Raw genomic sequence first — 22,922 nt, 5'->3', positions numbered from 1 at the left:
GCTAAATTAGCTTAAGTTTAAAGCTAGCAGGATAAGTTTAGGGTTAAATGAGCTGCCGGATTATACCAGAGGCGCATCGCAAAACGCATATTTTTTAACGTAGAGCTTTATTTATCTGTATTTGTTACCATTTAGGGGATTAGCAACTAAAATTAAGCCGACAAAATAGATTGACTTAATAGAGAATAACCGGTTAATCGATTAAAGTAGGTAGAATTTTAGAAACACCATTAACTTTTGCAATTTAAATGGCCTTATAGTGCCTTTTGATGTTGCTTATTTGATTTATTCGTTTGAATGCCAGTTAAAGAGGCAAATAATCATAATATGAATTTAAAATTTGGTAACAAAGCGGTTATTGCCGCAGCAGTGAGCACGTTGTTGTTTGGGTGTGCCACCCAGTCTGGCGAAGTGTTTAAAACCGCGCAGTCAGAATATCACTTACAAGCAACAGACCAGCTCAGCCCGCGCCAAAAAGCCGACTTATATGAAGCTATTTTGGCCGGCGATTTAGCAGCTCAACAACAAGATCATCAAAGCGCGATGAGTTATTACTTGTTTGCTGCAGACTTATCTAAACAAAAAGTATTTGTAGAAAAAAGCATCGATGCCGCTCTGGCAATAGAAGACCCACTCGGTTTAGAACAAGCCGCCAATATTTGGCTTGGCATAGAGCCGCAGTCGCAAGAGGCTTTAGTGCTTTTAATGCGAGCCCAAATCGAGCAACAAAATATTGCGGCCGGAGTAGAAACCGCCACCCAATTATTCAACATTGTGACTGAGAGTGAGTCGCGCTTTGCCATTCTTAATGCAGAAATACTCGACCTTGAACCCAGAGAAGCTTTTAATTTTATTCGCTCACTCGATAAAGCTTTTCCTAACGAAGTCGCAGTAATGACCGCGCAAGCTAAATTTATCATGTCGCTTTCCTCCAGCAATAAGCGCCCCAAAAATATTCTTAATCAAGCGCTCAACCGAATTTCTCAAGCTTTAGAGATTCGCGCCGACTTTTTACCTGCGATTAGGGTAAAAACTCAAATCCTATTTCAGCTAAGGCAAGACGATAAAGCACGCTACTATTTAACTGAATTGTTTGATCAAAACCCTACCTGGGCCGAAATTAGTCATTTGTTAGGTCAGCTTTTATATGACTTGCGTGACTTTAGCGCCGCGCAAGCTCACTTTACCGACTGGCTAAATAAACACCCTAACGATGAGCGAGCCCGCTACTTGCTTGCGGCCAGTGCATACGCGCAAAATGACTTTGAAACCGCATTTCAACTTTTCTCCAAACTCGCTACTGGCAACCACGAGTCAGATACCGCAGCGTTTTATTGTGGTGATTCGGCATTAAAGCTCAACCTATCTGACGCGGCACTTGAGTGCTTTTTAAATGTTCAACAAGGCCGCTTAATGGTCCCTGCTAAAATACAAGCGGCTCATATTTACGCCGAAAACCAACAAGTAGACGCCGCACTTTCGGTTTTACGCACCGCGCAAGAGCTGTCAGATAATGAAGCAATTCAACTTGTAAGTGCCGAAGTAGATATTTTAAATCAATACAAAAGTCGCGACGCAGCCAAGCAAAAACTCCAAGCGGCTTTACAACAATCACCTGATAACTTAGCGCTAATCCTAAAAAAGATTGAAATATATCAACTTACCAGCAAACCCGATGAACTAATCGCACAATTAAAATCGGCACTGGCGCTAATTGAAAACCCAGAAAAAAGAGATCGATTTAATTTAGCCGCAGCGGCACTCATCAATAACAATGGCTATGCCGAGCGCGCCATAGAGTGGATAAATCAGGCATTAAAACAAAAGCCGCAAGACAAGGCACTTTTATATGCCCGCACCTTATACAAAGAACCTTTAGGCCTGTTTGACGAAATGATCGCAGAATTAAAAGAGCTGGTAAAACAACACCCTGATGATCTTAATATTAAAAATGCACTAGGTTATACCTTAGTTGATCAAAACCAGCAGCTCGACTTAGCTGAAACTTTGGTTCAAAGCGCTTACGATGGCTTACCCCAAAATCCAGCCGTTATCGACAGTAAGGGTTGGTTAGAATTTAGAAAGGGCAATATCGCTGAGTCTATTGTGTATTTAACCCGTGCATTTAAGCTGTCGCCAAGTGCAGATATTGCTGCGCATTTAGGAGAAGCACTATGGGTGAGCGACAAAAAAGAATTAGCAATTCATGTTTGGCAGCGTGGTAAAGCTATCGATCCAACCAATAGCGTTTTAATCAAAACGCTTAAGCGATTGAATGTGGAGCTTTAATTGATTCAAACAAAGCGATGGCCACTATCACAAGGTGGCCTGATAATCAGCATTCTCCTAATGACTTTGCTAACCGGCTGTGGCGCAACTAAAAAAGCAAGTTTATCAGCCCGTGGGCACAGCCTAGCCCAAATCAAACATTGGCAAGTACAAGCAAGAATTAGTGTCATTACCTCAGAAGACAACGTCGCAGCAACCTTAGACTGGACCACACACGAGCAAGATTTCGACTTTCATGTTTACGGCACTTTTGGCATTACTTATGCTCATTTGACTCAAAACGGACACTCGGCAAAGTTAGCCTTACCTGATGAACAAACCTTTTATCACCAAGATGCCGAGCAACTCTTGTACCAGTCTTTAGGCTGGGACTTTCCATTAAAAGCACTGAGCTACTGGATTAAAGGGCTGCCCTCGAACCTAGCGGGAGAGCAAGTGTATTTGAATGAAATTGGCCAATTAAAAACCGTGGCATTAAATGGCTGGCAAGTCGAGTTTTCTCGCTACCAAGATTATCTAGGCTTTAAAATGCCTAAAATGATCAAAGCCAAGCACCCTCAAATGAAACTAAAAATTGTTATTAGAGACTGGGAATTCTTCCCACAATCGAGTTAAGTAAGGTTTTATGCAGACACGCACCTGGTTAAGTCCAGCCAAACTCAATTTATTTTTACACATAACCGGCCAAAGACAAGACGGTTATCACCTTCTACAAAGCGTCTTTCAAATGCTTGATTATGGCGACGATATTCACATCACAGTAAACCAAACCCCACAAATTAAATTTCATTGTGATATTGCAGAGCTAAATACTAGCGACAACTTAATTGTTAAAGCGGCCCGCTTAATTCAGCAGTACGCCCGTGACAATTTAAATCGCCCCCAATTAGGTGCAACCATTGAGTTAACAAAGCGCCTACCTTTTGGTGGTGGTGTAGGCGGTGGCAGCTCTAACGCAGCAACTACGCTTTTAGCCTTAAATCATCAATGGGAGCTCAACATTCCGCTCCAACAATTAGCCCATATGGGGCTCAGCTTAGGCGCTGATGTACCTGTTTTTGTTATGGGTGACACCGCGTTTGTGGAAGGTATTGGTGAAATTTTAACCCCCATAGAAGTACCCCAAGCGTGGTATTTAGTGGTCAACCCAGGGTGTCATATTTCCACTCAGAAAATTTTTTCAAATTCTTTGTTGACAAGAAATAGCAAAGCCATCAAAATACGCGACTTCAACGCACTGGAGCTACCTTTTAAAGGTATTAACACCATGCAAGCAGTTGCATGTAAGCAGTTTCCAGAGGTTGCTCAAGTGATTAATTGGCTGCAACAGTTCAATTCTTCAGCTAGAATGACCGGAAGTGGAAGTTGTGTGTTTTTAGCCTTTGACAATGAGCAAGAAATGCGTAGAATAGCGACCCGATGTGAATGGCCACACTTTGTAGCCAAAGGGGTGAATAAATCACCAACTCACATCCAACTGCTAAAGTAAAAAATTACAGGGGTATCGCCAAGCGGTAAGGCAACGGGTTTTGATCTCGTCATGCGTTGGTTCGAATCCAGCTACCCCTGCCATTTTCTTTTAGTTATCAAACTAAACACTCTATTGTGACCCGATGGCTCTTTTTTATCAAAATAAAAAAACAGTAACCGCCATCAGCATGGTCTATCCTTTTATAATTCATTCTTCAAATAAATTCCATTAGAGACGATTGGGGTCTAATAATGTCTGATATGATGCTCTTTAGCGGTAATGCCACTCCAGAACTTGCTGGCAAAATCGCAAACTACCTTAACGTAGAACTAGGAAAAGCCAAAGTTGGCCGTTTTAGTGACGGTGAAGTTGCGGTTGAAATTTTAGAGAACGTTCGTGGCATGGATGTTTTTGTGGTTCAATCAACTTGCGCCCCAACTAACGAAAGCTTAATGGAATTAGTGGTCATGGCCGACGCACTACGCCGCGCTTCTGCAGGCAGAATAACCGCGGTTGTGCCCTATTTTGGCTATGCCCGTCAAGATCGCCGCGTACGAAGTGCCCGGGTGCCTATTAGCGCTAAAGTCGTTGCCGATATGATGGCAGTCGTTGGCATTAACCGAGTTTTAACCGTTGATTTACATGCAGACCAAATTCAAGGTTTCTTCGATATTCCAGTAGACAACGTATACGCCACTCCGGTTTTAATTGAGCATATTCAACAAAAAGCCACCGGTGATGAGATTGTTGTTTCACCCGACGTTGGTGGTGTAGTGCGAGCCAGAGCAGTTGCCAAATTATTAAACGATGCCGAGTTAGCCATCATTGATAAACGTCGCCCAGAAGCTAATAAATCAGAAGTTATGCATATTATTGGTGACGTAGCGGGTCGTGACTGTATTATTTTAGATGACATGGTTGATACTGCAGGCACCTTGTGTACCGCTGCTGGCGCGTTAAAAGCCAATGGTGCTAAAAGTGTTTCAGCTTATGCAACTCATCCGGTACTTTCTGGCAAAGCGATTGAAAACATTAATAATTCAGTGCTCGATCAGCTTGTTATTACTGACACCATTCCGCTTTCTCAAGATGCTCGTGAATGTGAGCGTATTACGGTACTGTCTTTATCTGAAATGCTTGGTGAGTCAATTCGCCGCGTGAATGAAGAAGAGTCACTGAGCACTATGTTTATGGGTTAATCACCCGATTAATCAGCACAAATATTGGCAAGCCGCTAACCCATTGTTTAACGCCTTGCCATCTCTCACTAAAACACGGCATCTACTGCCGTGTTTTGGGTTTTAATGGCCACAAAGATGCCCAAGCGGTTTAGTTGTTGTAAATATACCCAGTTATTAACATAAACTCGCCTAAATCCTTGCACTTGCCCCCTATCCTCACTTATAATTCGCCGCCCATTTTAATGGGGAAACGACTCAATTTAGCTAACTTAGTTTAAGCCTAACTCTTAGAGTTAACCGCAATTAAGAGCTAATGAGCAAGTCCTTGTCTGGTCGCGGTCAAGGAACAACATTCTATTTTGGAGAAACACAATGAGCGAATCATTTGAAGTAAATGCAGAGCTTCGTGAAGACATGGGGAAAGGTGCGAGCCGCCGCCTACGTCGTCTAGAAGACAAAATCCCAGGCATCGTTTATGGCGCTGGTAAAAAGCCACAGTCAATTACGATCAGCCACCCAGAGATTTTAAAGCACCTTGAAGAAGAAGCTTTTTACTCGCACATTTTAACTTTAAAAATTGGCGGCAAGTCAGAAAAAGTTATCTTAAAAGACATGCAACGTCACCCATACAAGCCAAAAATCAACCACGTTGACTTTATGCGCGTTAAAGCGAATGAAAAGCTACACACTGCAGTACCACTTCACTTCTTAAATGAAGCAAGTTGCCCAGGTGTTAAAGCTGGTGGGGTTATAAACCACTCTTTCACTACGGTTGAAATCGCTTGTTTACCAAAAGACCTTCCTGAGTTCATCGAAGTTGATTTAGCTGACTTAGAAATGGATCAAGTAGTTCACTTATCTGACATTAAAATGCCTAAAGGCGTTGAATTAGTTGAGCTAAGCCACGGTGAAGACCACGATCAAGCTATCGTGACTATTCACAAAGGTAAAGCGGCTAAAGAAGAAGATAGTGCCGAAGAATCGGAAGATTCAGCAGAGTAATTTTGTTAAAATAGGCGGCTACTAGCAACTATTTTAAAGTCATATGACAGCAATAAAACTCATTGTAGGGCTCGGAAATCCGGGCCCTCAATATTCTCAGACCCGACATAATGCAGGTGCTTGGTACGTAGAAGCATTGGCACAAGCCTACTCAATTCCACTTCAGCTAGAAACTAAGTTTTTTGGTGTTACTGGGCGCGGATTAATCGCGAATAAAGATGTTCGTTTATTAATTCCCAATACCTTTATGAATTTAAGTGGCAAATCAGTCGGTGCACTCGCCACCTTTTATAAAATTCTTCCCGATGAAATTCTAGTAGCACATGACGAACTTGATATTGAGCCTGGTTTGGTCAAATTAAAGCAATCGGGCGGTCATGGTGGTCATAATGGACTAAGAGATATCATTAAATCATTAGCCAATAACAAAGATTTTTACCGGCTGCGCATTGGCATAGGTCACCCAGGCAACAAAAATCAAGTTTCAGACTTTGTGCTAGGTAAAGCACCGCAAGCTCAACAAAGACAAATTGAAGAAAGTATAGATGAAGCATTACGCCACACCCCCGATATTGTCAGTGGCGAACACGCAAAAGTCATGCAATCAATGCATGCCTTTAAAGCCTAAACAAACATTTTAAGGCTAGGCTAATCAAAATACCGTTAGCCATTACGTAATTAATGACTTATTAAAACAAAATAAATGTTTTCAATGAGTTAGCTTTTATAAAAAGCAACAAAACTATTATTTGTTGGGGTAAATTTTCGCCAGAAAAGCAAAATTACCGCAACTTCAAGTACTAATTGGAGTATATATCATGGGTTTTAAATGTGGCATCGTCGGTTTACCTAATGTTGGCAAATCAACCTTATTCAACGCGTTAACAGATGCAGGCATTGACGCGCAAAACTATCCTTTTTGTACTATTGAGCCAAACACAGGTGTAGTGCCAGTACCAGACGAACGTTTAGACGCATTAGCGGCAATTGTTAATCCAGAAAAAATCCTGCCAACCACAATGGAATTTGTTGATATTGCTGGCTTAGTTAAAGGCGCATCGAAAGGTGAAGGTTTAGGTAATCAGTTTTTAGGTAATATTCGCGCGACAGATGCAATTGCTCATGTTGTACGCTGCTTTGAAAATGACGACGTGATTCACGTTGAAAATAAGATAGATCCACTCGATGATATTGACGTAATCAATACAGAGTTAGCACTTGCTGACCTTGAGTCCGTTGAAAAACAGATACTTAAAAATACTAAGGTCGCTAAAAGCGGTGACAAAGACGCAAAAGCAATGCTGGTTATTTTAGAAAAATGCAAAACATTACTCGATGACGGCCAACCCATTCGTGCCGGTGATTGGGACGAAGACGAATGGAAAGTTGTCTCTAAAATGCAAATGATCACCAGCAAACCAACCATGTATATTGCCAACGTGAGTGAAGACGGCTTTGAAAACAACCCATTCTTAGACCAAGTCACCGAGTTAGCAGCCAAAGAAAAAGCCAGCATAGTGGCGGTATGTGCTTCTATGGAGTCTGAAATAGCCGGATTAGAAAAAGACGAGCAACAAGAATTTCTAGAAGAAATGGGGTTGTCTGAGCCAGGGCTAAACCGAGTAATACGCGCCGGTTACGAGCTTTTAGACTTACACACCTACTTTACTGCTGGGGTTAAAGAAGTAAGAGCATGGACTATTCCAGTAAATGCAACTGCACCTAACGCAGCAGGCGTAATTCATACCGACTTTGAAAAAGGCTTTATTCGCGCAGAAGTTGTTGCTTATGATGATTATATTGCCAACAACGGTGAAGCAGGCGCTAAAGAAGCCGGTAAATGGCGTTTAGAAGGCAAAGACTACATTGTGAAAGACGGTGACGTTATTCACTTTAGATTTAACGTATAAGCGCATTTTACGCAGCCTTATTAAGGTTAAAGCAAGTCACTTTGCACAAGCTTTAACCGCCTTTAGGGTCTGACTAAAAATAATCAATAAAATCGGGGTTTGAGTGTTGACAAATCCCCGACTAAACAGGAAAATACGCGCCTCTTGAGTCTTGACCAAGATATCAAGAATAGAAACACAGAATTATGGCAAGGTAGCTCAGTTGGTTAGAGCACATCACTCATAATGATGGGGTCGGTGGTTCAAATCCACTCCTTGCTACCATATATAAATAAACCCGCATCTTTCGCGGGTTTTTTTATATCTGTAGAAAAGGCGTTTGATATGAAGCACCCTTGGTTCATCAGTTGTACTGCAACTAACCACGCAGCGCTGTTGAGCAAGCCCGCAGGGGCATAAAATCCCTTAGGCATTTTATGATGCAATCTCGCAAGTCCACCGCAAGTCCACCGCAAGTCCAAATAAAATCTGTTTTTAGACCGTAAATCAAAGTACAGTAAATTTTGTGAAGGGATTATTCTGAGTGAAACCTTGAAAATTAGTTCTGAGCCTTAAGCGGGCTTTGTATCGCTGATTTTAAAGCTTTACCTTAATTCGCTCAATTGCGGACATTCGACTGCAAGTTTACGCGAATCAGCGCCATTGATTTTATTTTCTAAGGTTTAGCAATGCTATATATTGGAGAGCTAGATTCAGTGGTGTACTTGAGTAACTAGAGTGAAATATTAATTATAGAGCCCCCACTTTTAGTCTGTTGCTTTTTCCAACTCTTGAACCAGATAGACAACTTCTTCAGACTTTTCTGTAAACAACACTTGAGCGTCACTAAGACCACGATTATAAAAATAAGGACCAATTTCCTTTGCGAAAAAATCAATCAAAAATTCCGCCTCAAAATTACCAATATCTTGATCTAGCTCATCATTAAAGTAATCTTTTACTTTGCCGACAATTCGATCGGTTTCATCTCTGGAGAATTTTATCTCACTCATATCATCTATCTGTCTATTTACCTAATGTAAACTATGGAAATCAATTCAGCTACTTTATTTGGGTCAGTTTAAGTTACTCGAACATTGGGACTTCCATCTCTAATCCTGCGTAATACTACAACACCAAAACATAAGTTTAAAGCACCCTTCTCTGTGTTTGATGAGAATAACTTTATCGAATTAGATTCATTCAGGACATATAGTGGCTAGATATTAAAGTTAAGAAAACACTAGTCTCCAGCAGAACTGACTATGGTATTACAAGATAGTATTAAGAAATAGTTATGGCTGTCCTGATATTCACTGATATTCATTCAGAGTATGAATCTCTATTCATATGTACTAAATATCCCATTAAGTTATACTGCCCCTAGTGGGCTCTTTTTTTAAGTCATTTAAAAGCACTGGCGTCAAATTGTGGCTATCGGTTTAAATATTGGGTTGTGTGCTGGCGCTTGTACTTTTTTGCAAGCTATTGGTGTTGGAGCATTATCTGGCGCTATGGCAACAGGGAGTTTGAAAGGCATCATAAACGGCGCGGTTAGTGCTGGCATATTTCATGGTATCGGTACTTTTTTTGAAAGTGTAAAATACAGTAATTTCAACAATGCTTATTCTCAGGCTTTAAAAAATGGTAAAAGCTCGCTTGACGCATAAAAGTCATCTTTAAGCAGCTATGCTTTGAGCATAGCGCAACAGATAGGGAGAGTTTTAGCTCATGCCGCTGCTGGTGGAGTGATGGCAAAGTTAAATGGTGGTCATTTTGGTAATGGGTTTGCCGCGGCGGGTGTAACTCAAGCCTTTTCGAAAACTATAGATAATTTACCGGCCTCTGAAGGGCGAGTATTATCGGCATCGATACTTGGCGGTACTACTTTCGGTGATTACCGGAGGTAAATTCGCGAATGGGGCTGTGACAGCGGCATTTTCTAGGGTGTTTAATGAAGAAGCAAAGCATCAAGCCGAGGAAGAAATAGGTTTCTTTTCAAATATAAAAACCAGTTCCGACGTTTTTGATGTCGGGGGGGAGCACGGAGATAATACCATAATGCAAAAGAACTCACCTTTTGTTGAAATGCGAGCAGAAAATCTGTGGAAAGAAATACAAAATCACCCTAACTGGAAGAAAGGTATCCCTATTAGGCTTTGGTCTTGTAATACAGGTTCAGGATATAATAGTTTCGCTCAACAGCTTTCAATACTTTCAGGATCTTTTGTTTATGCTCCCAATGTATACTTAGGTTTTTATCAAAACGGAGACCGGGACGTTAATGGTGGAAAATTTGTGGGGTTTTATCCTGATGGAGAGTAATAAGCGTATTTTATTTAACTGGGTTATATATAGTTTAATTTTTATTGGTGCCACCTTCGCCAATAATTCTCATAGTATTAGTGATGATGAAAAATATCGAGATGATAAATGTGAAGAGATTATAGCTAATGAAGGTAGCGCGTCAACTACCCATAATGGCCATATAAATCCTTCAGTAACAGAAAAAGAGTTGCGTTGCCGTTGGCATAATGGCGATATTGGCGCCGGATATCGTTTAGCAATTAAGCTACGCGCTCTCGAAAGCCGACAAACTATAGAGGTACTTAAAGAGCTTATTGCTAGTGGTCATGTTGGAGCACTTTCAATGTTAGGTGAGCTTTATAAAACAGGCAGCCTTGTTGTAAAAGATGAAAAGCTTGCTTTTAAGTATTTCCATGAGGCGTCATTTAAAGCCGATTTTTCAGCCGCACTAGAGTTGTTGGGGAATGAAACATATCTAAACAAAACAACCGATGCTGAAAAAGCAATACTTTATTTTTTTTTGATGGAGAGTATTGATTCAAGTTCAGAAAGTTGGAATCGTGTAAGCTTAAAATTAGATGAGTTCCTGCAAGCTAGAAGTCTCGCTGAAGTTTCAGAATTGATAAAGATTGTTTCAAAGTGGAAGTTTAAAGTTTCTCAAAGTAAAAAGTGGCAGATATGGATGCCGCAACTTGTGAAGTATTTAGAAACTGTAAAGCAAGAGAATTGAAAAAAGGGACATATATGGGCGCCTCCATAATGTCCCCTTTTTACTGCAAGACTTATATTTACCTTAACTCTATAAAAAGTGGATTTCAAGCGAGTATGGCATATCATAATCCGACACTTCATTGATAAGAAAATTAAACTGGTAATTATCTATAAAAATTTGACACAAATATATTTGCAAAAAAATACAGGACATCCATTTTCATACCTGCGTAATACTACAACACCAAAACATAAGTTTAAAGCGCCCTTCTCTGCGTTTGATGAGAACAATTTTATCGAATTAGATTCATTCAGGAATTATTGTAGTTAGATATTAAAATTAAGAAAACACTAGTCTCCAGATAAACTGATTATGGTATTACAAGATAGTATTAAGAAATAGTTATGGCTGTCCTAGTATTCTTAATCGAAAAATGTTCAACTGTATTATACTGAAATTCAGTCCGTAGCTTACCTGTTAAGAAAAAGCTTGATTTTCATTATAGCCTTTGAGCACTGGTGAATACGTTGAAATGTGTTAATATCTGAAAATTAAATAATCGGATATTAAATCGGTTAACTACAATGTTAGGAGCACAAGAGAGTTATGCGAAATATTCTAGTATCATTATTTATGCTTCTTGCCTGCGCCTGTAGTAAAACAGAATTACCCAAATTACCTGCAACACTAAAATATGTAGAAGGTGCAAAAAGCTTAGAGGTATTTAATAGAAAAGGGCATCACATTTTCGGTGAACGCATTATTAAAATAGGTGTTGGCAAAAATTTTGTAGTTGCATGTTCAGAGTCGAAATATGACGATGAAAATTTTAAAGGGCAGGTAATTGAATGGCAATTTCATCACATTAAATCCGGTGAAACCGCCAGTACGATAACGAACGAAAACTGGGAGTACTTTAAGAAAGAGTTCCCTGAATTAAGTCAAATAAAAACAATTAAAATTTCTGAGGGTGTGTGCCCCTAACATGTATTAGTTCCGACTTCATCTGACACTTCAGCTTGACCAGAAGAGAGTTACCCGTTTTGATAAAGGTGTCGAATCTTTAAATCAAAACAAAAGGTAACTCTCATGCTACATACTAACAATCCAATCATTAAACACAAAGCAGGTTTATTAAATCTAGCTGAAGAGCTCAATAATGTCTCCAGAGCCTGTAAGGTGATGGACGTTTCACGAGATACATTTTATCGTTATCAAGAACTGGTTGAAGAAGGTGGAATTGATGCCTTAATCGAAAAGACCAGGCGGAAAGCCAACCCTAAGAACCGAGTTGATGAAGCGACAGAACAAGCTGTTGTGGCCTATGCGATAGAGCAACCAGCATTTGGCCAGCATCGAACAAGTAACGAGTTGCGCAAACAAGGCGTGTTTGTTTCTGGCAGCGGTGTTCGTTCAATTTGGCTTCGTCATGATCTGGAAAACTTCAAAAAGCGCCTTAAAGCACTTGAGGAAAAAGTCGCTAATGACGGTATCATTTTAAGCGATGCGCAAGTTGCTGCACTTGAAAAAAAGAAACATGATGACGAAGCTTGTGGTGAAATAGAAACTGCTCATCCAGGCTATTTCGGCTCTCAGGATACGTTTTACGTGGGTAACCTTAAAGGTGTTGGTCGAATTTATCAGCAGACTTTTATTAATACCTACAGTAAAGTCGCCTTTGCAAAACTCTACACAACCAAAACACCAATCACTGCTGCTGACATATTAAATGACAAAGTGTTGCCATATTTTAATCAACATGAATTGCCTATGTTGCGCATTTTGACTGATCGTGGAACCGAGTACTGTGGTCGCGTAGAGCATCATGATTATCAACTTTACTTGGCAATCAATGATATTGACCATACCAAGACAAAGCCGATGTCGCCGCAAACTAACGGCATCTGTGAGAGGTTTCATAAAACCATTTTGAATGAGTTTTATCAAATCACATTTAGGAAAAAACTTTACACAACGATGGAAGAGATACAAAAAGATCTGGACGTTTGGATGGAATACTATAACAATGATCGAACTCATCAAGGTAAAATGTGCTGTGGCAGAACGCCAAATGAAACTTTACTTGATGGTAAATTGATTTGGGCTGAAAAGAATTTAGCTCAAATCTAAACTGACAGATACCGTTAAAAAACGGGTAACTGTCAGATCAAGTCTGAGCTACTACAATTTATATTCCACAGGCGTCATATCATTCAATGAATCATGAGGCCTTTCTGTATTATAAAGCGTTATCCAGTTTTCGGTTATATCCATCACTTCTTGTAAATTCGTAAAAATATACAAATCTAAAACTTCATGTCGATAGGTACGATTAAACCGTTCGATATAAGCATTTTGATAAGGGCAACCTGGCTTGATGTAATCAATCGTGATCTTGTGCCGCTTTGCCCATTGCATAAACTCAAACGAGGTAAACTCTGGACCATTATCAACTCGTACTTTTTTAGGGTAACCATGCCAAGCTGCCAATCTATCAAGATAACGAGTAACCTTTGACGCTGGCATGCCTGTACCAATATCAATGCCTAATACTTCACGGTTATAATCATCGATGACATTAAACGTTCTAAAGCGCACTTTATTGTGTAAAGTGTCACTCATAAAATCCATCGACCAAACTTGGCCAAGTTTGTTAGGAACGGCTAATGGCTCAGGTTGACGAGGTGGAAGTCGTTTCTTATTTTTTCTCCTTAGGTTTAACTTCATTGCCGTGTAAATACGGTAAACACGTTTGTGATTCCAACGATACCCTTTAGCTCTGAGGCGCTTATAACATTTAGGAAAGCCCCAGCGTTGATGCTTTTCAACCAGCTGATTGAGTGCGTCAATAATCTCACCATCGTTTGATAATTGGGGTTTGTAATAATAAGCGGTACGACTCATGCCTGTTATTTGACAGCTGAGGGCAATACTAATGGTGTAAGTGGATTGCAACTCTTTTGCCCAAACTTTGCGCTCAACAACAGGCACTACAGCTTTTTTATAATTTCTTCCTGTAACTGTGACTTCAAGCTAAGGTCGGCATACATTTGTTTTAGACGACGATTTTCTTCTTCTAACTCTTTTAAACGCCTTACATCCGACGCTTCCATGCCACCATATTTTTCACGCCATTTATAAAAGGTTGAATTGCCGATGTTGTACTTTCGGCAAATATCTTTTACTAACATGCCTGCTTCTGCTTCTTTTAAAATCGCCACAATTTGGCTTTCATTCATTCGTTTGCTCATGTGTAAAACCTCTTAGGTTAGTTTAAAGAAAATTCTACGGTTAAGCTGTATTATTTTAAGGGATAGTTACAGTATCGCACTAAAATTTTTCATGTTTATCCTTATTAATTAGAGTGTTTCTTTAGTTCAAGTATACAATGAATGTCTAGATTATCAATTGACCCTTCTTTAATTACATAGAAATAGTTATGGCTGTCCTGATGTTCATTTTAATAGATCAGTTTTAAGCTTGTAGAGTACTTTCCAACCACCTTTATTAGTTGGCTCTTCCACAACTTCAAATAGTCCTGTCGCTAGAATTAATTGCTTCAGCGATGAATATCCAAAGCGCTCTTTCATTGCTGCCTTTTCTTCAGGGACGTGCTTATCTAGAAGTTGACCGGCGACGGTTAAAGAAACTGCGCCGCTTTCATCAGCCAATTGATCGAGTATGTCAGTTAGCGTTGTAACTATTCGGCTAGTTCTTAGCCAATCAAGCTCGAAGTAAGCTAGGAATTCTTCGGTCGATAAGTAACTGACATATTCCTTTTGAGTTTGTATCATTGCTTTTGAAATCACTTTTAACTCATTAACTTCCTTTCGAATTTCTTCAGCTTGGCTCTCAAGTTCCTTACTGAGTGTTTTTAGACTAACTTTGGACTGAAAATTATATTCTGAGGTAATGTGATGAATGAGTTTATTTCTTCCTTCGACAATTCTTGAGAGGGCTTCTTTTTTCGATTCATAACAACTCTCATCCATTTCTACATGGAATCGGTAAGATAGCATTGCTTCAGTGACTTCAGCTTCACTCGGCTCATCGTCGGGACTGTTAGGATCGATACTTTTAACATATCGACCGACTAAAATCCCCATGGTAGTTGTATTAGCTTTTTTTCGGTTAGCGTCTTGGAGCTTTTTTATTTGGCTTATTGGTGCAGAAAGCCCACTATTTACAACGATATGTTTTAGTAGCTGTTCCAGCTGTTGATAGAGGATGACGTTTCGGCCGATCTTTTGGTAGATTTCGTCCCTTTCTGCACCTAAAGCTTGGCGAGCTAATTCTTTTTTTTGTTGAGGCATTTCTTTCCTTGTCGCTAGCGTTCCCATAGACTTCAGAAGGAGTTAAAGAGTAATGATATAGTACACTAACTATAATTTCCTTTCCAAAATATACTTAACTTTAACTAATCCGCTGATAGTTTGTTTTGCTCTATTTAGTACTTATTAAATACTCTTTATCAGCTAGTTGTTTGATATAGATGCTATCTCCAGCACTAAGTTTTCTTGTTTTAAAAAAAGGTTCCCACTCTACCTCTATGACGAAGGATTGCTTTATCGCCGTCAATACCTGTTAAAACCGGATCGCTATCATCACCAAAATAGACAGTAAACTCTTCACCTTTTATCGAACAACGGGATATCCATTTTCATACCTGCGTAATACTACAACACCAAAACATAAGTTTAAAGCGCCCTTCTCTGCTTTTGATGAGAATAACTTTATCGAACTAGATTCAACCAGGGCATATAGTGGCTAGATATTAAAGTTAAGAAAACACTAGTCTCCAGCAGAACTGATTATGGTATTACAAGATAGTATTAAGAAATAGTTATGGCTGTCCTAATATTCATTTTCCTAACTTATCTAAAGGTAATTGCTTAAGACCAAACGCATAATTACCTTCAAACAACCTCTATAAGGTGTATTGCTTTTTCTCGGCCAGATTTTTCCAATTACTTCATGCCGGTACAAACTTTTTTATATTTTTGGGCATATTCCTCACAGCGATCTAAACATAAATTTTTGGGGTCGGGAGAAGTAGAGTCGCGCCCGCTTGAAAAGAGATGGGTACGGGAAAAGGCCTCTTGCCATACAGCTTCTTTATCGTTACCGAAAATATACATACACACCCTAGCTGTATTAGGCGCCTTACTCCGCCACATTCCAGCAGTATACTCAATGGGGTACTTATGACAGCTATAAGTTTTCTTTTTATGTTCACACAAAACATAAGGTTCAGGATTGCAATTCTTGTCAGCTGCAGAACATTTCCGCACGGCTTTAGTACTAACCTGAGTGCTACGTTTTGAAGATTCACTATCTTTAGCTGGCAAACTACTTGAGGCTACTCGAGGAGGTTGTTGCACAGTAAAATTTTTTAACTCATTCGCTGTTTGTTGCAGAGATTGGCTAAAAGCTTTCATTCTTAACCTTGAGATTTCTGCCTCTCGTTTTTGTTCTTGCTTTCGATAATACTCATCTTGTGCACGATATTGTGCCATTTGCTTTGCATATCTCCTTTGAATGTACGCTTTAACTGCTGCCACATAGTCGCGTACCTTATCTTCATACTGCGGTTCTTTAAACCTAGCATTGAACACCTGAGCAAATGTTTTGGTAGTCTCCTCTGGTGTGAGATGCAGCTTGTCCATTTCAAATCTTATAATATTGCCATTCTTAGTTTCAAAGTAAAAATCTAGCATGGGGAAAATACCCATAGGACCACCAAAGGGCTTACCCATACTTATAGAGCACCTAAGTCGTTGAGTGTTAGTATTTCTTTTATCGTAGTTTTCTATCGCCCACCGCTCCTCAAAGCAGTAATATAGAGGCACTCCCTTTTCAACCAGACGTTTTCTAATAGCGTGAGCATCAAGCGATGGTGTTCTAATGTTTGGATTGTAAGCATCTGTAAGTCCTGGAAAATCTCCAATTTTTGAAGGACCCAAACAAGTTTTCTTACCTCTAACTCTTACTGCCCTAGTAAAATCGTAGGTTAACTTGGAACTTAACGAATACTTTTTAATATTAAAATCATAGCGCCCAGCACCCGCAATGGCTAGGTTTTTACGTGCCCAATCTGTTGGGTTGCAATTTTTATATTCGCTGCTCATTTGAGACGTATAGTGTAATGGTTTTGAGAGTTGCTTATGTCCACACCAGAATCTATTGAGGCCATGATTGTGACAGTTTCGATCTTGATAAATTTGGTCTGCGCGCTTATTCCAAACCTCTGAAACAAACATATCAACTAGGTCTTCTGTGTTTTTTACTCGCTGCGCTTCCAACTGTGCCCAACGCTGTTTTTGCTCTTCCGTCGGCCCAGTTGAACATGAAGCAACCATCAGAAGCACGCCTATTAAAATACCTAGTTTCATGAATTCACCATACAGAATTTGTGATTAAAGCTTTAGAAAACATCCATGTTGATAGGGCTAGCAATAGCGCCAAAGGTACACATTCTATGAGCTCAACTGCTATTCATTTGCACCAGTTTCTTAAGCTATGGTAAGCCCTGTTCCCTTTAATAAATTGTTCGTTATCCAGTTAAACACTTAGTTTATAATCATAGTCTATCTAAAAAGAAAAGCGTATTTTGATATCGTTTTTCTGTAATCTTTCCAATTCCCTGTCAATCAATGGCAAATATTTATTCAAGTCACCATCAAAAATACTTATTTTAGTTAGTCTTAACAACTTGTATAAATTATACGCTTAGAATGGCTTGAGAAGAGGGAGCATTAGGGTGTGCATTAAGCGCTATTTTCAATTCAAGTCAAATAGCAGTGTAGCTGAAAATAAAACACAGAAAACACAAGGCATCCATTTTTATCCCTTCTTGATACCATAAACCAAAACATAACTTTAAAGCGCCCTTCTCTGCGTTTGATGAGAATAATTTTATCGATTTAGATTTATTCAGGACATATTGTGGTTAAATATTAAAATTAAGAAAACACTAGTCTTCAGAAAAACTGATTATGGTATTACAAGATAGTGTTTAGAAAAGGCTATAGCTGTTCTGGTATTCTGGTATTCGTTAGCTGCCACTAGTGAACAAAAGGAATTAAACGTTTAACTCGCGCCATGTAATTTAAATAATCATCACCAAAGTCGCGCACTAAATCTCTCTCTTCAAAATAAAGCCCAACCACTATATAAATGCTCATACCCCCAGCAAACATTATATGACTCACAGTTGATAGCGGGACCGACCACATACCGATAAGTACCCCGGTTTGTATCGGGTGACGAATAAACTTATAAATGCCAGGTGTTCTAAAGCCCGTTTCGAATGGCGCCTTGCCAACTAAGGGATTAAATGTTTGGCTTAGTCCAAACAACTCAAAATGATTGAGCATAAAAGTGGCAGCCAATAATAAAGTCCAACCAAAAACTGCAATACTTTGAATGAGGAGCGTAATAGTTTGCGAGTGAACTTGCCAAACAACTTCCCCCATAGGCACCCACATATAACACATTAGCACTATCACAAAAGCCGTACTTAATATGTAAGTTGAACGCTCCATGCTAGGGTGAATAAAACGAGTTAACCACAATTTAAATGAACGCCTCGCCATAAGGCTATGTTGCAACCCAAATAGACTGAGTGCGAGTAAATTGATTAATACCGCGTTCAATAGCGAGCCATTTACCGACATAGTGTTAACCGTTTTTGGCAGCAACCAATCGCTAACAAACAAGATAAAAATAATTAAAGAAGCCACACCGGTAGAATAACAAATAACGGAATAAATAAAACGTAATAACGACTGAATAGATTGCATAAAAACTTCCTTAATCTTTAGGTACTTTCTTGAGAAAACCTACCCACGACTCCTTCGCGGCAGACACATCGAATGTTCGGCTCCAGTCTATTCCTCAAAGACACTAAGTCAAGTGCATTCGTGAGGTGGGTGACTTTATTCATTAAAAATTCTTTTTTTAAGCCAAGCTATTCCAAATTTAATTTTAGCTAGAGCATTAACCAAGTTGAAAATTCACTCTAAAATTAATGGTAAATTTTCGAGAGAGTACCGAGAGAGTGCCGAAAGGCTCGGATCGATAGGATGCTCTTAAAGACTAAAACATGACTTGAGATAGCAAATATCATTGTAGAGATAGCCAATCCACCAACCCCTAACTAAATTTACACGATTTGCTATTGACCCTGTACCAATGTACAGCGTTTATAATGCCGTAAAAATTGAGGTTATTATGATTAATAAAATTTTAGATAAGATTGGCTCTGGCGGGGTTTGGCTAGCAGCACTAAGCTGCACCGCATGCTTCCCCGCACTTGGATCACTAGCTTCAGCGCTTGGGCTTGGCTTTCTTTCACATTTTGAAAGCATAGCGGTTAACACCTTGCTGCCGGTATTCGCTTCCCTAGCATTGCTAGTCAATTTATATAACGGCTATCAACACAAACATCTAGCAAGAGGTTTATTAGGCGTTATGGGTCCAATTGCTGTACTGTTAACACTTTACCCTTTGTGGCAATATGCTTGGAGCACTTATTTATTTTACTTTGGTATCACATCCATGATTCTTTTGTCAGTATTGGATATTGTAAAGCCCGTTAAGGAACCAATATGCAAGCGATAAAACTACAATCAAAAATCACTTGTCCTAAATGTGGGTTTAGTAAAGTTGAAACCATGCCAACAAATGCTTGTCAGTGGTACTACGAATGTGAGGGATGTAAAACTTTATTAAAGCCGCTGAAAAATGATTGTTGTGTTTACTGCTCCTACGGCACCGTAGACTGCCCTCCAATCCAAGAGGGAAGTAATTGTTGCAAAAAGGTTTAAACATTCACAATTACAATGAAGTCAACAATCAACTGGAAGCGAAAAAGTTTGTTATTAACAAAGAGCTTCTGACTATTTGAATTTCATATTTCAAACTTATTTATCAGTGTAGGTTAGCTGTCGCTATAACTATTTTTCCTTATCAATTATTTAGTTTGATTTGCTAATTTTTTCTTTAACTTAGCTAAAATCTCTTCTTTATCAAATATTCTGTCTATGTCTATTGAAACAATAAAATTAGGTTTTTCGTCATCAATAAATTTAAAGTTGCTTTCTGTATTTAATATGCCATCAACTAGTGCTTTTTTAATTTCTTTAGAGACCAACACATAATCCTGAGTTTCGTCATCATACACCATTGAATTGTGAAAAAAGATCAACTCAGCTTTGTAATTGTCATTGACTCGTTCAACGATATTAAGTACCAAATGGTATTTATGTGCATTAGAACTATCAATCAATAGGTTCTTTTTGGTTAGCGCAACTTTTTGACCTCTATCTTGATAAAAATATATTACTTGAGAGTCTTCAAAAACACCTTCATCTTCAAGCCCTACATATCCACCATAAACATGACCATTTTTTTCAACAATTTTAGCTGAAATCATTCCTCTATATTGTGTACTAGCTAAACTATGACAAGACACAAAACTGAGAGCTAAAATAATAACTAATGAACCTTTAAACATTCACTCACCATCGATTCTAAGGTAAAGTTAATCTCAACGACACCATCATCAACTAAGATAACATAGTTTTTAATGACATGAATACTCATTAGGTATTCATTAAATACTAATTAAGTAATCATTGAAGTCACCTGTCCCATTGATATATGCGTACGCCTTTATTTACCAGACTTTAAACCTAGCATTTTAGTTGGAAACGTCAGGTAAGCTCTAGCTCTAGTAGAATTAGCATCTGGTCTGCTTTCTGTAGATAGCTAAACAATAGACAGAAGATGCGAGATTGCTTGATTTTTGAGCATCGCGTGCCTATATTTTGGATATACACATACAATTCAAAAATAGAGGGAGATTATTCTGGTGAAAACGATAATTCTCCCGGCACTATCGTTATTTTTTAGCAGTTTACAAGCCCTTCCTCATGATTCTAGCTTATATTCGGTAGAATCAATTGAATCGCTGACTTTAGAAGAGTTACTTAAGGTTAAAATTACCGGCGCATCTTTCACTTCCTTAAATCTCCAACAAACACCCGCCAGCGTGATGGTATTTGATAGACGCGCCTTAGATCGTATGCAAATAAGAGACTTGAGCGATCTAATGAAACGAATTCCATCGGTTGATATAGTTGATAATAACCATTGGTATGGTGAGCTATATACTATACGCGGAATTAAGGGCAACGATCGCTTTTTAGTGTTGCTAAATGGCCAACAGCTTAACTCACAAACCGGGCTACATTTATCAGTAGGCAACTCTATTTCTCTTGATATGGCCGACAGCGTTGAAATTATCTATGGAGGCGCTTCGGTGATTTACGGTAGTGACGCGTTTTCTAGTGTGATTAATATAAAAACTACTCAAAAAATAGCGCGTGATAAAACCGAGTTAGCCATTGCTGGCGGCAGCTTTAATACTCGTGATTTACGCCTAGACAGCCAGTTTTCTTGGGCAGATGACAAATGGTTAAGATTTTATGCGAGAAGCTTCTACAGTGATGGGCTTGAATTTAAAGGCACAGGCTATAGCAATGCAATAGCAAGATACCAGCCGCCGTTAAAGCAAGAGTTTGAACAACCCATTGATGATTATAATTTACTGTTAGAATGGCGCAATGCGAACTTAAGTGGCGGTTATTACCGACAGGCATTTAACGAAGGAAATGGCAGAGGCTTAGGAAGAGGAGAAAGCCCATTTTTAACCATTTTAAATAAAGAAAATCAGTGGCGTTTTAACAACGATTTACTTTGGTTTCAGTGGCAAAGCAAGCATGATAATGCCGACTTAGATATTAAGGCGACTCTGCAAAGGTTCTCTCTTGATAGTGAAGCGAAATTTTTAGAGTTTAGTGATGAAACCTACACACAAATAACTCCTTTTTATAAAACAGGATTAGACGAAAGCGCAAAGTTAAAAGCAACCTATCGATTTCCTGTGTTTAACGACTCGAATATCCTTATTGGTATGGAATTAGATAAAATTAGAAGTATTCCTCCGTATGCCAATGACATTGTCTTTGGTTCGCCAGAAATTCCTTTAAATAGCAGTACACTCAGCATGCTAAAAACGACAAGAATATGGGAGTCAAAGTACGCTGTTTTTTCTGAACTTAATTTAGAACTCAACACTAAATTATTTCTACTGCTTTCAGCTCGCTATGAATACTCAAAAAGATACGACAATTCGTTTAACCCTCGCGTAGCACTAAACTATGAATTAAATAGTAAGAACACATTCAAATTAATTTATAGCACGGCATTTCAAGCACCGTCATTAAATTATATAAATGAGCAGTGGGGAAATGAATTTTTTATTATGGTGCCCAATACGAGTCAAGACTTTGTCTTGAAAAATCAAAGAGTACAAAACTCAGAATTGATTTGGCAGCATATGCTAAATAAAAGCATTTTACTTAGCACCAGCATCTATCAATCAAACTCGAAAAACTTAATCAATTATGTATTTCAAGAATCAATCTATAACCGATTTGCTGATGATTTTACCATTGGAACAAGATTTGAAAACATAGGGAGAAACTTATCTCGAGGGATAGAACTATCGCTACAAACACAACAAGAGCGCCTAAATTATTACTTTAATTACGCCTATACTCATGCAGTAGCAAAGACCGACTCTGGTGAAACTAACGTTCCTTTAGTGTCGCCTCATAAAATTTCATTGGGAGCCAGTTATCAATGGGATGATTTTAGCTTATCTTTAGATACTCGATGGATCTCTGAGCCTGAGACTTTACCCTCTTTGCAATTAACCCCAACTCAACAACGCTCAACAACTTATGCTTCTACCGACTTAGCTTTTAGGAGCGAGTTAATATTTTCTAATTGGCGCTGGAATCTAAGGCTAAATAATATTTTTAATCAAAAAATTAACCACATAGGAACTAGCGATAGCTCAACCCTATTAATTCCTCAGCCCGGGCGCAATTATTTAGCCGGAATTGAGTATCAGTTTTAGCCTGTTTGATAACCGCTGCAGCAACTCTCCAATTAAGTAAACAATTTAAAATGGGTGTTTAGCCGGATGCTAACTCCTTCAA

Annotated in this window: 22 protein-coding genes and 2 tRNA genes; 18 read left to right on the top strand and 6 right to left on the bottom strand. The window is 39.0% G+C overall.

Annotated elements, in window-relative coordinates; translation table 11 throughout:
• The first annotated feature begins 327 nt into the window (after positions 1 to 327).
• From ACUR5C_RS04635 to ACUR5C_RS04595, 9 genes are all read left to right on the top strand, one after another.
• Positions 328 to 2,289, top strand: coding sequence for a tetratricopeptide repeat protein (locus ACUR5C_RS04635; RefSeq protein WP_454467193.1), 1,962 nt, complete (start codon positions 328 to 330; stop codon positions 2,287 to 2,289).
• Positions 2,290 to 2,904 carry a lipoprotein insertase outer membrane protein LolB gene (lolB, locus tag ACUR5C_RS04630; RefSeq protein WP_454467192.1) on the top strand — a complete coding sequence of 205 codons (615 nt, stop codon included), beginning with the start codon at positions 2,290 to 2,292 and terminating at the stop codon, positions 2,902 to 2,904.
• 10 nt (positions 2,905 to 2,914) lie between these two features.
• Positions 2,915 to 3,778 carry a 4-(cytidine 5'-diphospho)-2-C-methyl-D-erythritol kinase gene (gene ispE, locus ACUR5C_RS04625; protein ID WP_454467191.1) on the top strand — a complete coding sequence of 288 codons (864 nt, stop codon included), beginning with the start codon at positions 2,915 to 2,917 and terminating at the stop codon, positions 3,776 to 3,778.
• Between the two features lie 8 nt (positions 3,779 to 3,786).
• Positions 3,787 to 3,861, top strand: a tRNA-Gln gene (locus tag ACUR5C_RS04620).
• 150 nt (positions 3,862 to 4,011) lie between these two features.
• A complete protein-coding gene (locus tag ACUR5C_RS04615) occupies positions 4,012 to 4,959 on the top strand; it encodes a ribose-phosphate pyrophosphokinase (protein ID WP_454467190.1) in 948 nt (315 codons plus the stop codon).
• Between the two features lie 354 nt (positions 4,960 to 5,313).
• Complete coding sequence (locus ACUR5C_RS04610; RefSeq protein ID WP_454467189.1) at positions 5,314 to 5,943, top strand: 50S ribosomal protein L25/general stress protein Ctc; 630 nt, start codon at positions 5,314 to 5,316, stop codon at positions 5,941 to 5,943.
• 43 nt (positions 5,944 to 5,986) lie between these two features.
• Positions 5,987 to 6,571, top strand: coding sequence for an aminoacyl-tRNA hydrolase (pth, locus tag ACUR5C_RS04605; RefSeq protein WP_454467188.1), 585 nt, complete (start codon positions 5,987 to 5,989; stop codon positions 6,569 to 6,571).
• 190 nt (positions 6,572 to 6,761) lie between these two features.
• Positions 6,762 to 7,853 (top strand): redox-regulated ATPase YchF, encoded by a 1,092-nt coding sequence (gene ychF / locus ACUR5C_RS04600; protein WP_454467187.1) that lies wholly within the window; start codon positions 6,762 to 6,764, stop codon positions 7,851 to 7,853.
• A 187-nt stretch (positions 7,854 to 8,040) separates the two neighbouring features.
• Positions 8,041 to 8,117, top strand: a tRNA-Met gene (locus tag ACUR5C_RS04595).
• A 482-nt stretch (positions 8,118 to 8,599) separates the two neighbouring features.
• Here the strand turns inward: ACUR5C_RS04595 and ACUR5C_RS04590 are convergent.
• Positions 8,600 to 8,845, bottom strand: coding sequence for a DUF2164 domain-containing protein (locus tag ACUR5C_RS04590; RefSeq protein WP_454467186.1), 246 nt, complete (start codon positions 8,843 to 8,845; stop codon positions 8,600 to 8,602).
• 417 nt (positions 8,846 to 9,262) lie between these two features.
• Here ACUR5C_RS04590 and ACUR5C_RS04585 point away from each other — a divergent pair, with 417 nt between their 5' ends.
• The 6 genes from ACUR5C_RS04585 to ACUR5C_RS04560 all read left to right on the top strand — a co-directional run bounded on the left by ACUR5C_RS04585 (position 9,263) and on the right by ACUR5C_RS04560 (position 12,981).
• On the top strand, positions 9,263 to 9,502 hold the full coding sequence (locus tag ACUR5C_RS04585; RefSeq protein ID WP_454467185.1) for a hypothetical protein: 240 nt from the start codon (positions 9,263 to 9,265) through the stop codon (positions 9,500 to 9,502).
• 24 nt (positions 9,503 to 9,526) lie between these two features.
• Positions 9,527 to 9,742, top strand: a complete 216-nt coding sequence (locus tag ACUR5C_RS04580; RefSeq protein WP_454467184.1) for a hypothetical protein — start codon at positions 9,527 to 9,529, stop codon at positions 9,740 to 9,742.
• The gene (locus ACUR5C_RS04575) at positions 9,708 to 10,157 is read left to right on the top strand and encodes a DUF8616 domain-containing protein (protein WP_454467183.1); all 450 of its coding nucleotides are present in this window, start codon (positions 9,708 to 9,710) and stop codon (positions 10,155 to 10,157) included. Before ACUR5C_RS04580 ends, ACUR5C_RS04575 begins: the two co-directional genes overlap by 35 nt.
• Entirely contained in the window at positions 10,147 to 10,869 is a 723-nt protein-coding gene (locus ACUR5C_RS04570; protein WP_454467182.1) for an SEL1-like repeat protein, read from the top strand. Before ACUR5C_RS04575 ends, ACUR5C_RS04570 begins: the two co-directional genes overlap by 11 nt.
• Positions 10,870 to 11,457: 588 nt before the next feature.
• Positions 11,458 to 11,835, top strand: a complete 378-nt coding sequence (locus ACUR5C_RS04565) for a hypothetical protein (RefSeq protein WP_454467181.1) — start codon at positions 11,458 to 11,460, stop codon at positions 11,833 to 11,835.
• A 105-nt stretch (positions 11,836 to 11,940) separates the two neighbouring features.
• Positions 11,941 to 12,981: an IS481 family transposase gene (locus ACUR5C_RS04560; RefSeq protein ID WP_454467180.1), complete on the top strand. Its 1,041-nt coding sequence runs from the start codon at positions 11,941 to 11,943 to the stop codon at positions 12,979 to 12,981.
• 51 nt (positions 12,982 to 13,032) lie between these two features.
• Here ACUR5C_RS04560 and ACUR5C_RS04555 read toward each other — a convergent pair.
• The 4 genes from ACUR5C_RS04555 to ACUR5C_RS04540 form a co-directional block, all read right to left on the bottom strand.
• Positions 13,033 to 14,102, bottom strand: a protein-coding gene (locus ACUR5C_RS04555; RefSeq protein WP_454467179.1) for an IS3 family transposase whose coding sequence is annotated in 2 segments (ribosomal slippage) — positions 13,033 to 13,853 and positions 13,853 to 14,102 — 1,071 coding nt in all. Because the reading frame shifts where the segments join, the coding sequence is not laid out codon by codon here.
• 204 nt (positions 14,103 to 14,306) lie between these two features.
• Complete coding sequence (locus ACUR5C_RS04550) at positions 14,307 to 15,164, bottom strand: OST-HTH/LOTUS domain-containing protein (RefSeq protein WP_454467178.1); 858 nt, start codon at positions 15,162 to 15,164, stop codon at positions 14,307 to 14,309.
• A 654-nt stretch (positions 15,165 to 15,818) separates the two neighbouring features.
• Complete coding sequence (locus ACUR5C_RS04545) at positions 15,819 to 17,243, bottom strand: hypothetical protein (RefSeq protein WP_454467177.1); 1,425 nt, start codon at positions 17,241 to 17,243, stop codon at positions 15,819 to 15,821.
• A 672-nt stretch (positions 17,244 to 17,915) separates the two neighbouring features.
• Complete coding sequence (locus ACUR5C_RS04540; protein ID WP_454467176.1) at positions 17,916 to 18,653, bottom strand: methyltransferase family protein; 738 nt, start codon at positions 18,651 to 18,653, stop codon at positions 17,916 to 17,918.
• Between the two features lie 430 nt (positions 18,654 to 19,083).
• On the opposite strand from ACUR5C_RS04540, the gene merC reads away from it, so the two are divergent.
• Positions 19,084 to 19,473: an organomercurial transporter MerC gene (gene merC / locus ACUR5C_RS04535; protein WP_454467175.1), complete on the top strand. Its 390-nt coding sequence runs from the start codon at positions 19,084 to 19,086 to the stop codon at positions 19,471 to 19,473.
• Positions 19,461 to 19,679, top strand: a complete 219-nt coding sequence (locus tag ACUR5C_RS04530) for a GDCCVxC domain-containing (seleno)protein (protein ID WP_454467174.1) — start codon at positions 19,461 to 19,463, stop codon at positions 19,677 to 19,679. Before merC ends, ACUR5C_RS04530 begins: the two co-directional genes overlap by 13 nt.
• A gap of 146 nt (positions 19,680 to 19,825) precedes the next feature.
• Here the strand turns inward: ACUR5C_RS04530 and ACUR5C_RS04525 are convergent, their stop codons facing one another.
• Entirely contained in the window at positions 19,826 to 20,368 is a 543-nt protein-coding gene (locus ACUR5C_RS04525; protein WP_454467173.1) for a hypothetical protein, read from the bottom strand.
• A 357-nt stretch (positions 20,369 to 20,725) separates the two neighbouring features.
• Here ACUR5C_RS04525 and ACUR5C_RS04520 point away from each other — a divergent pair, with 357 nt between their 5' ends.
• Positions 20,726 to 22,840: a TonB-dependent receptor plug domain-containing protein gene (locus ACUR5C_RS04520; protein WP_454467172.1), complete on the top strand. Its 2,115-nt coding sequence runs from the start codon at positions 20,726 to 20,728 to the stop codon at positions 22,838 to 22,840.
• The last annotated feature ends 82 nt before the right edge of the window (positions 22,841 to 22,922 follow it).

It is taken from the genome of Aliikangiella aequoris, from assembly GCF_053709105.1.
The sequence above is the reverse complement of the archived record's forward strand: the minus strand, read 5'-3'. Positions and strand labels throughout refer to the sequence as shown.

What these genes read in the sequence shown, in the direction of transcription:
- ACUR5C_RS04540 (WP_454467176.1), bottom strand. Translation starts at nt 18,653, where the DNA reads ATGCAATCTATTCAGTCGTTATTACGTTTTATTTATTCCGTTATTTGT.
- ACUR5C_RS04530 (WP_454467174.1), top strand. Translation starts at nt 19,461, where the DNA reads ATGCAAGCGATAAAACTACAATCAAAAATCACTTGTCCTAAATGTGGG.
- ACUR5C_RS04590 (WP_454467186.1), bottom strand. Translation starts at nt 8,845, where the DNA reads ATGAGTGAGATAAAATTCTCCAGAGATGAAACCGATCGAATTGTCGGC.
- ACUR5C_RS04635 (WP_454467193.1), top strand. Translation starts at nt 328, where the DNA reads ATGAATTTAAAATTTGGTAACAAAGCGGTTATTGCCGCAGCAGTGAGC.
- ispE (WP_454467191.1), top strand. Translation starts at nt 2,915, where the DNA reads ATGCAGACACGCACCTGGTTAAGTCCAGCCAAACTCAATTTATTTTTA.
- merC (WP_454467175.1), top strand. Translation starts at nt 19,084, where the DNA reads ATGATTAATAAAATTTTAGATAAGATTGGCTCTGGCGGGGTTTGGCTA.
- ACUR5C_RS04610 (WP_454467189.1), top strand. Translation starts at nt 5,314, where the DNA reads ATGAGCGAATCATTTGAAGTAAATGCAGAGCTTCGTGAAGACATGGGG.
- ychF (WP_454467187.1), top strand. Translation starts at nt 6,762, where the DNA reads ATGGGTTTTAAATGTGGCATCGTCGGTTTACCTAATGTTGGCAAATCA.
- ACUR5C_RS04545 (WP_454467177.1), bottom strand. Translation starts at nt 17,243, where the DNA reads ATGAAACTAGGTATTTTAATAGGCGTGCTTCTGATGGTTGCTTCATGT.
- ACUR5C_RS04615 (WP_454467190.1), top strand. Translation starts at nt 4,012, where the DNA reads ATGTCTGATATGATGCTCTTTAGCGGTAATGCCACTCCAGAACTTGCT.
- ACUR5C_RS04525 (WP_454467173.1), bottom strand. Translation starts at nt 20,368, where the DNA reads ATGTTTAAAGGTTCATTAGTTATTATTTTAGCTCTCAGTTTTGTGTCT.
- ACUR5C_RS04565 (WP_454467181.1), top strand. Translation starts at nt 11,458, where the DNA reads ATGCGAAATATTCTAGTATCATTATTTATGCTTCTTGCCTGCGCCTGT.
- ACUR5C_RS04560 (WP_454467180.1), top strand. Translation starts at nt 11,941, where the DNA reads ATGCTACATACTAACAATCCAATCATTAAACACAAAGCAGGTTTATTA.
- pth (WP_454467188.1), top strand. Translation starts at nt 5,987, where the DNA reads ATGACAGCAATAAAACTCATTGTAGGGCTCGGAAATCCGGGCCCTCAA.
- ACUR5C_RS04550 (WP_454467178.1), bottom strand. Translation starts at nt 15,164, where the DNA reads ATGCCTCAACAAAAAAAAGAATTAGCTCGCCAAGCTTTAGGTGCAGAA.
- ACUR5C_RS04570 (WP_454467182.1), top strand. Translation starts at nt 10,147, where the DNA reads ATGGAGAGTAATAAGCGTATTTTATTTAACTGGGTTATATATAGTTTA.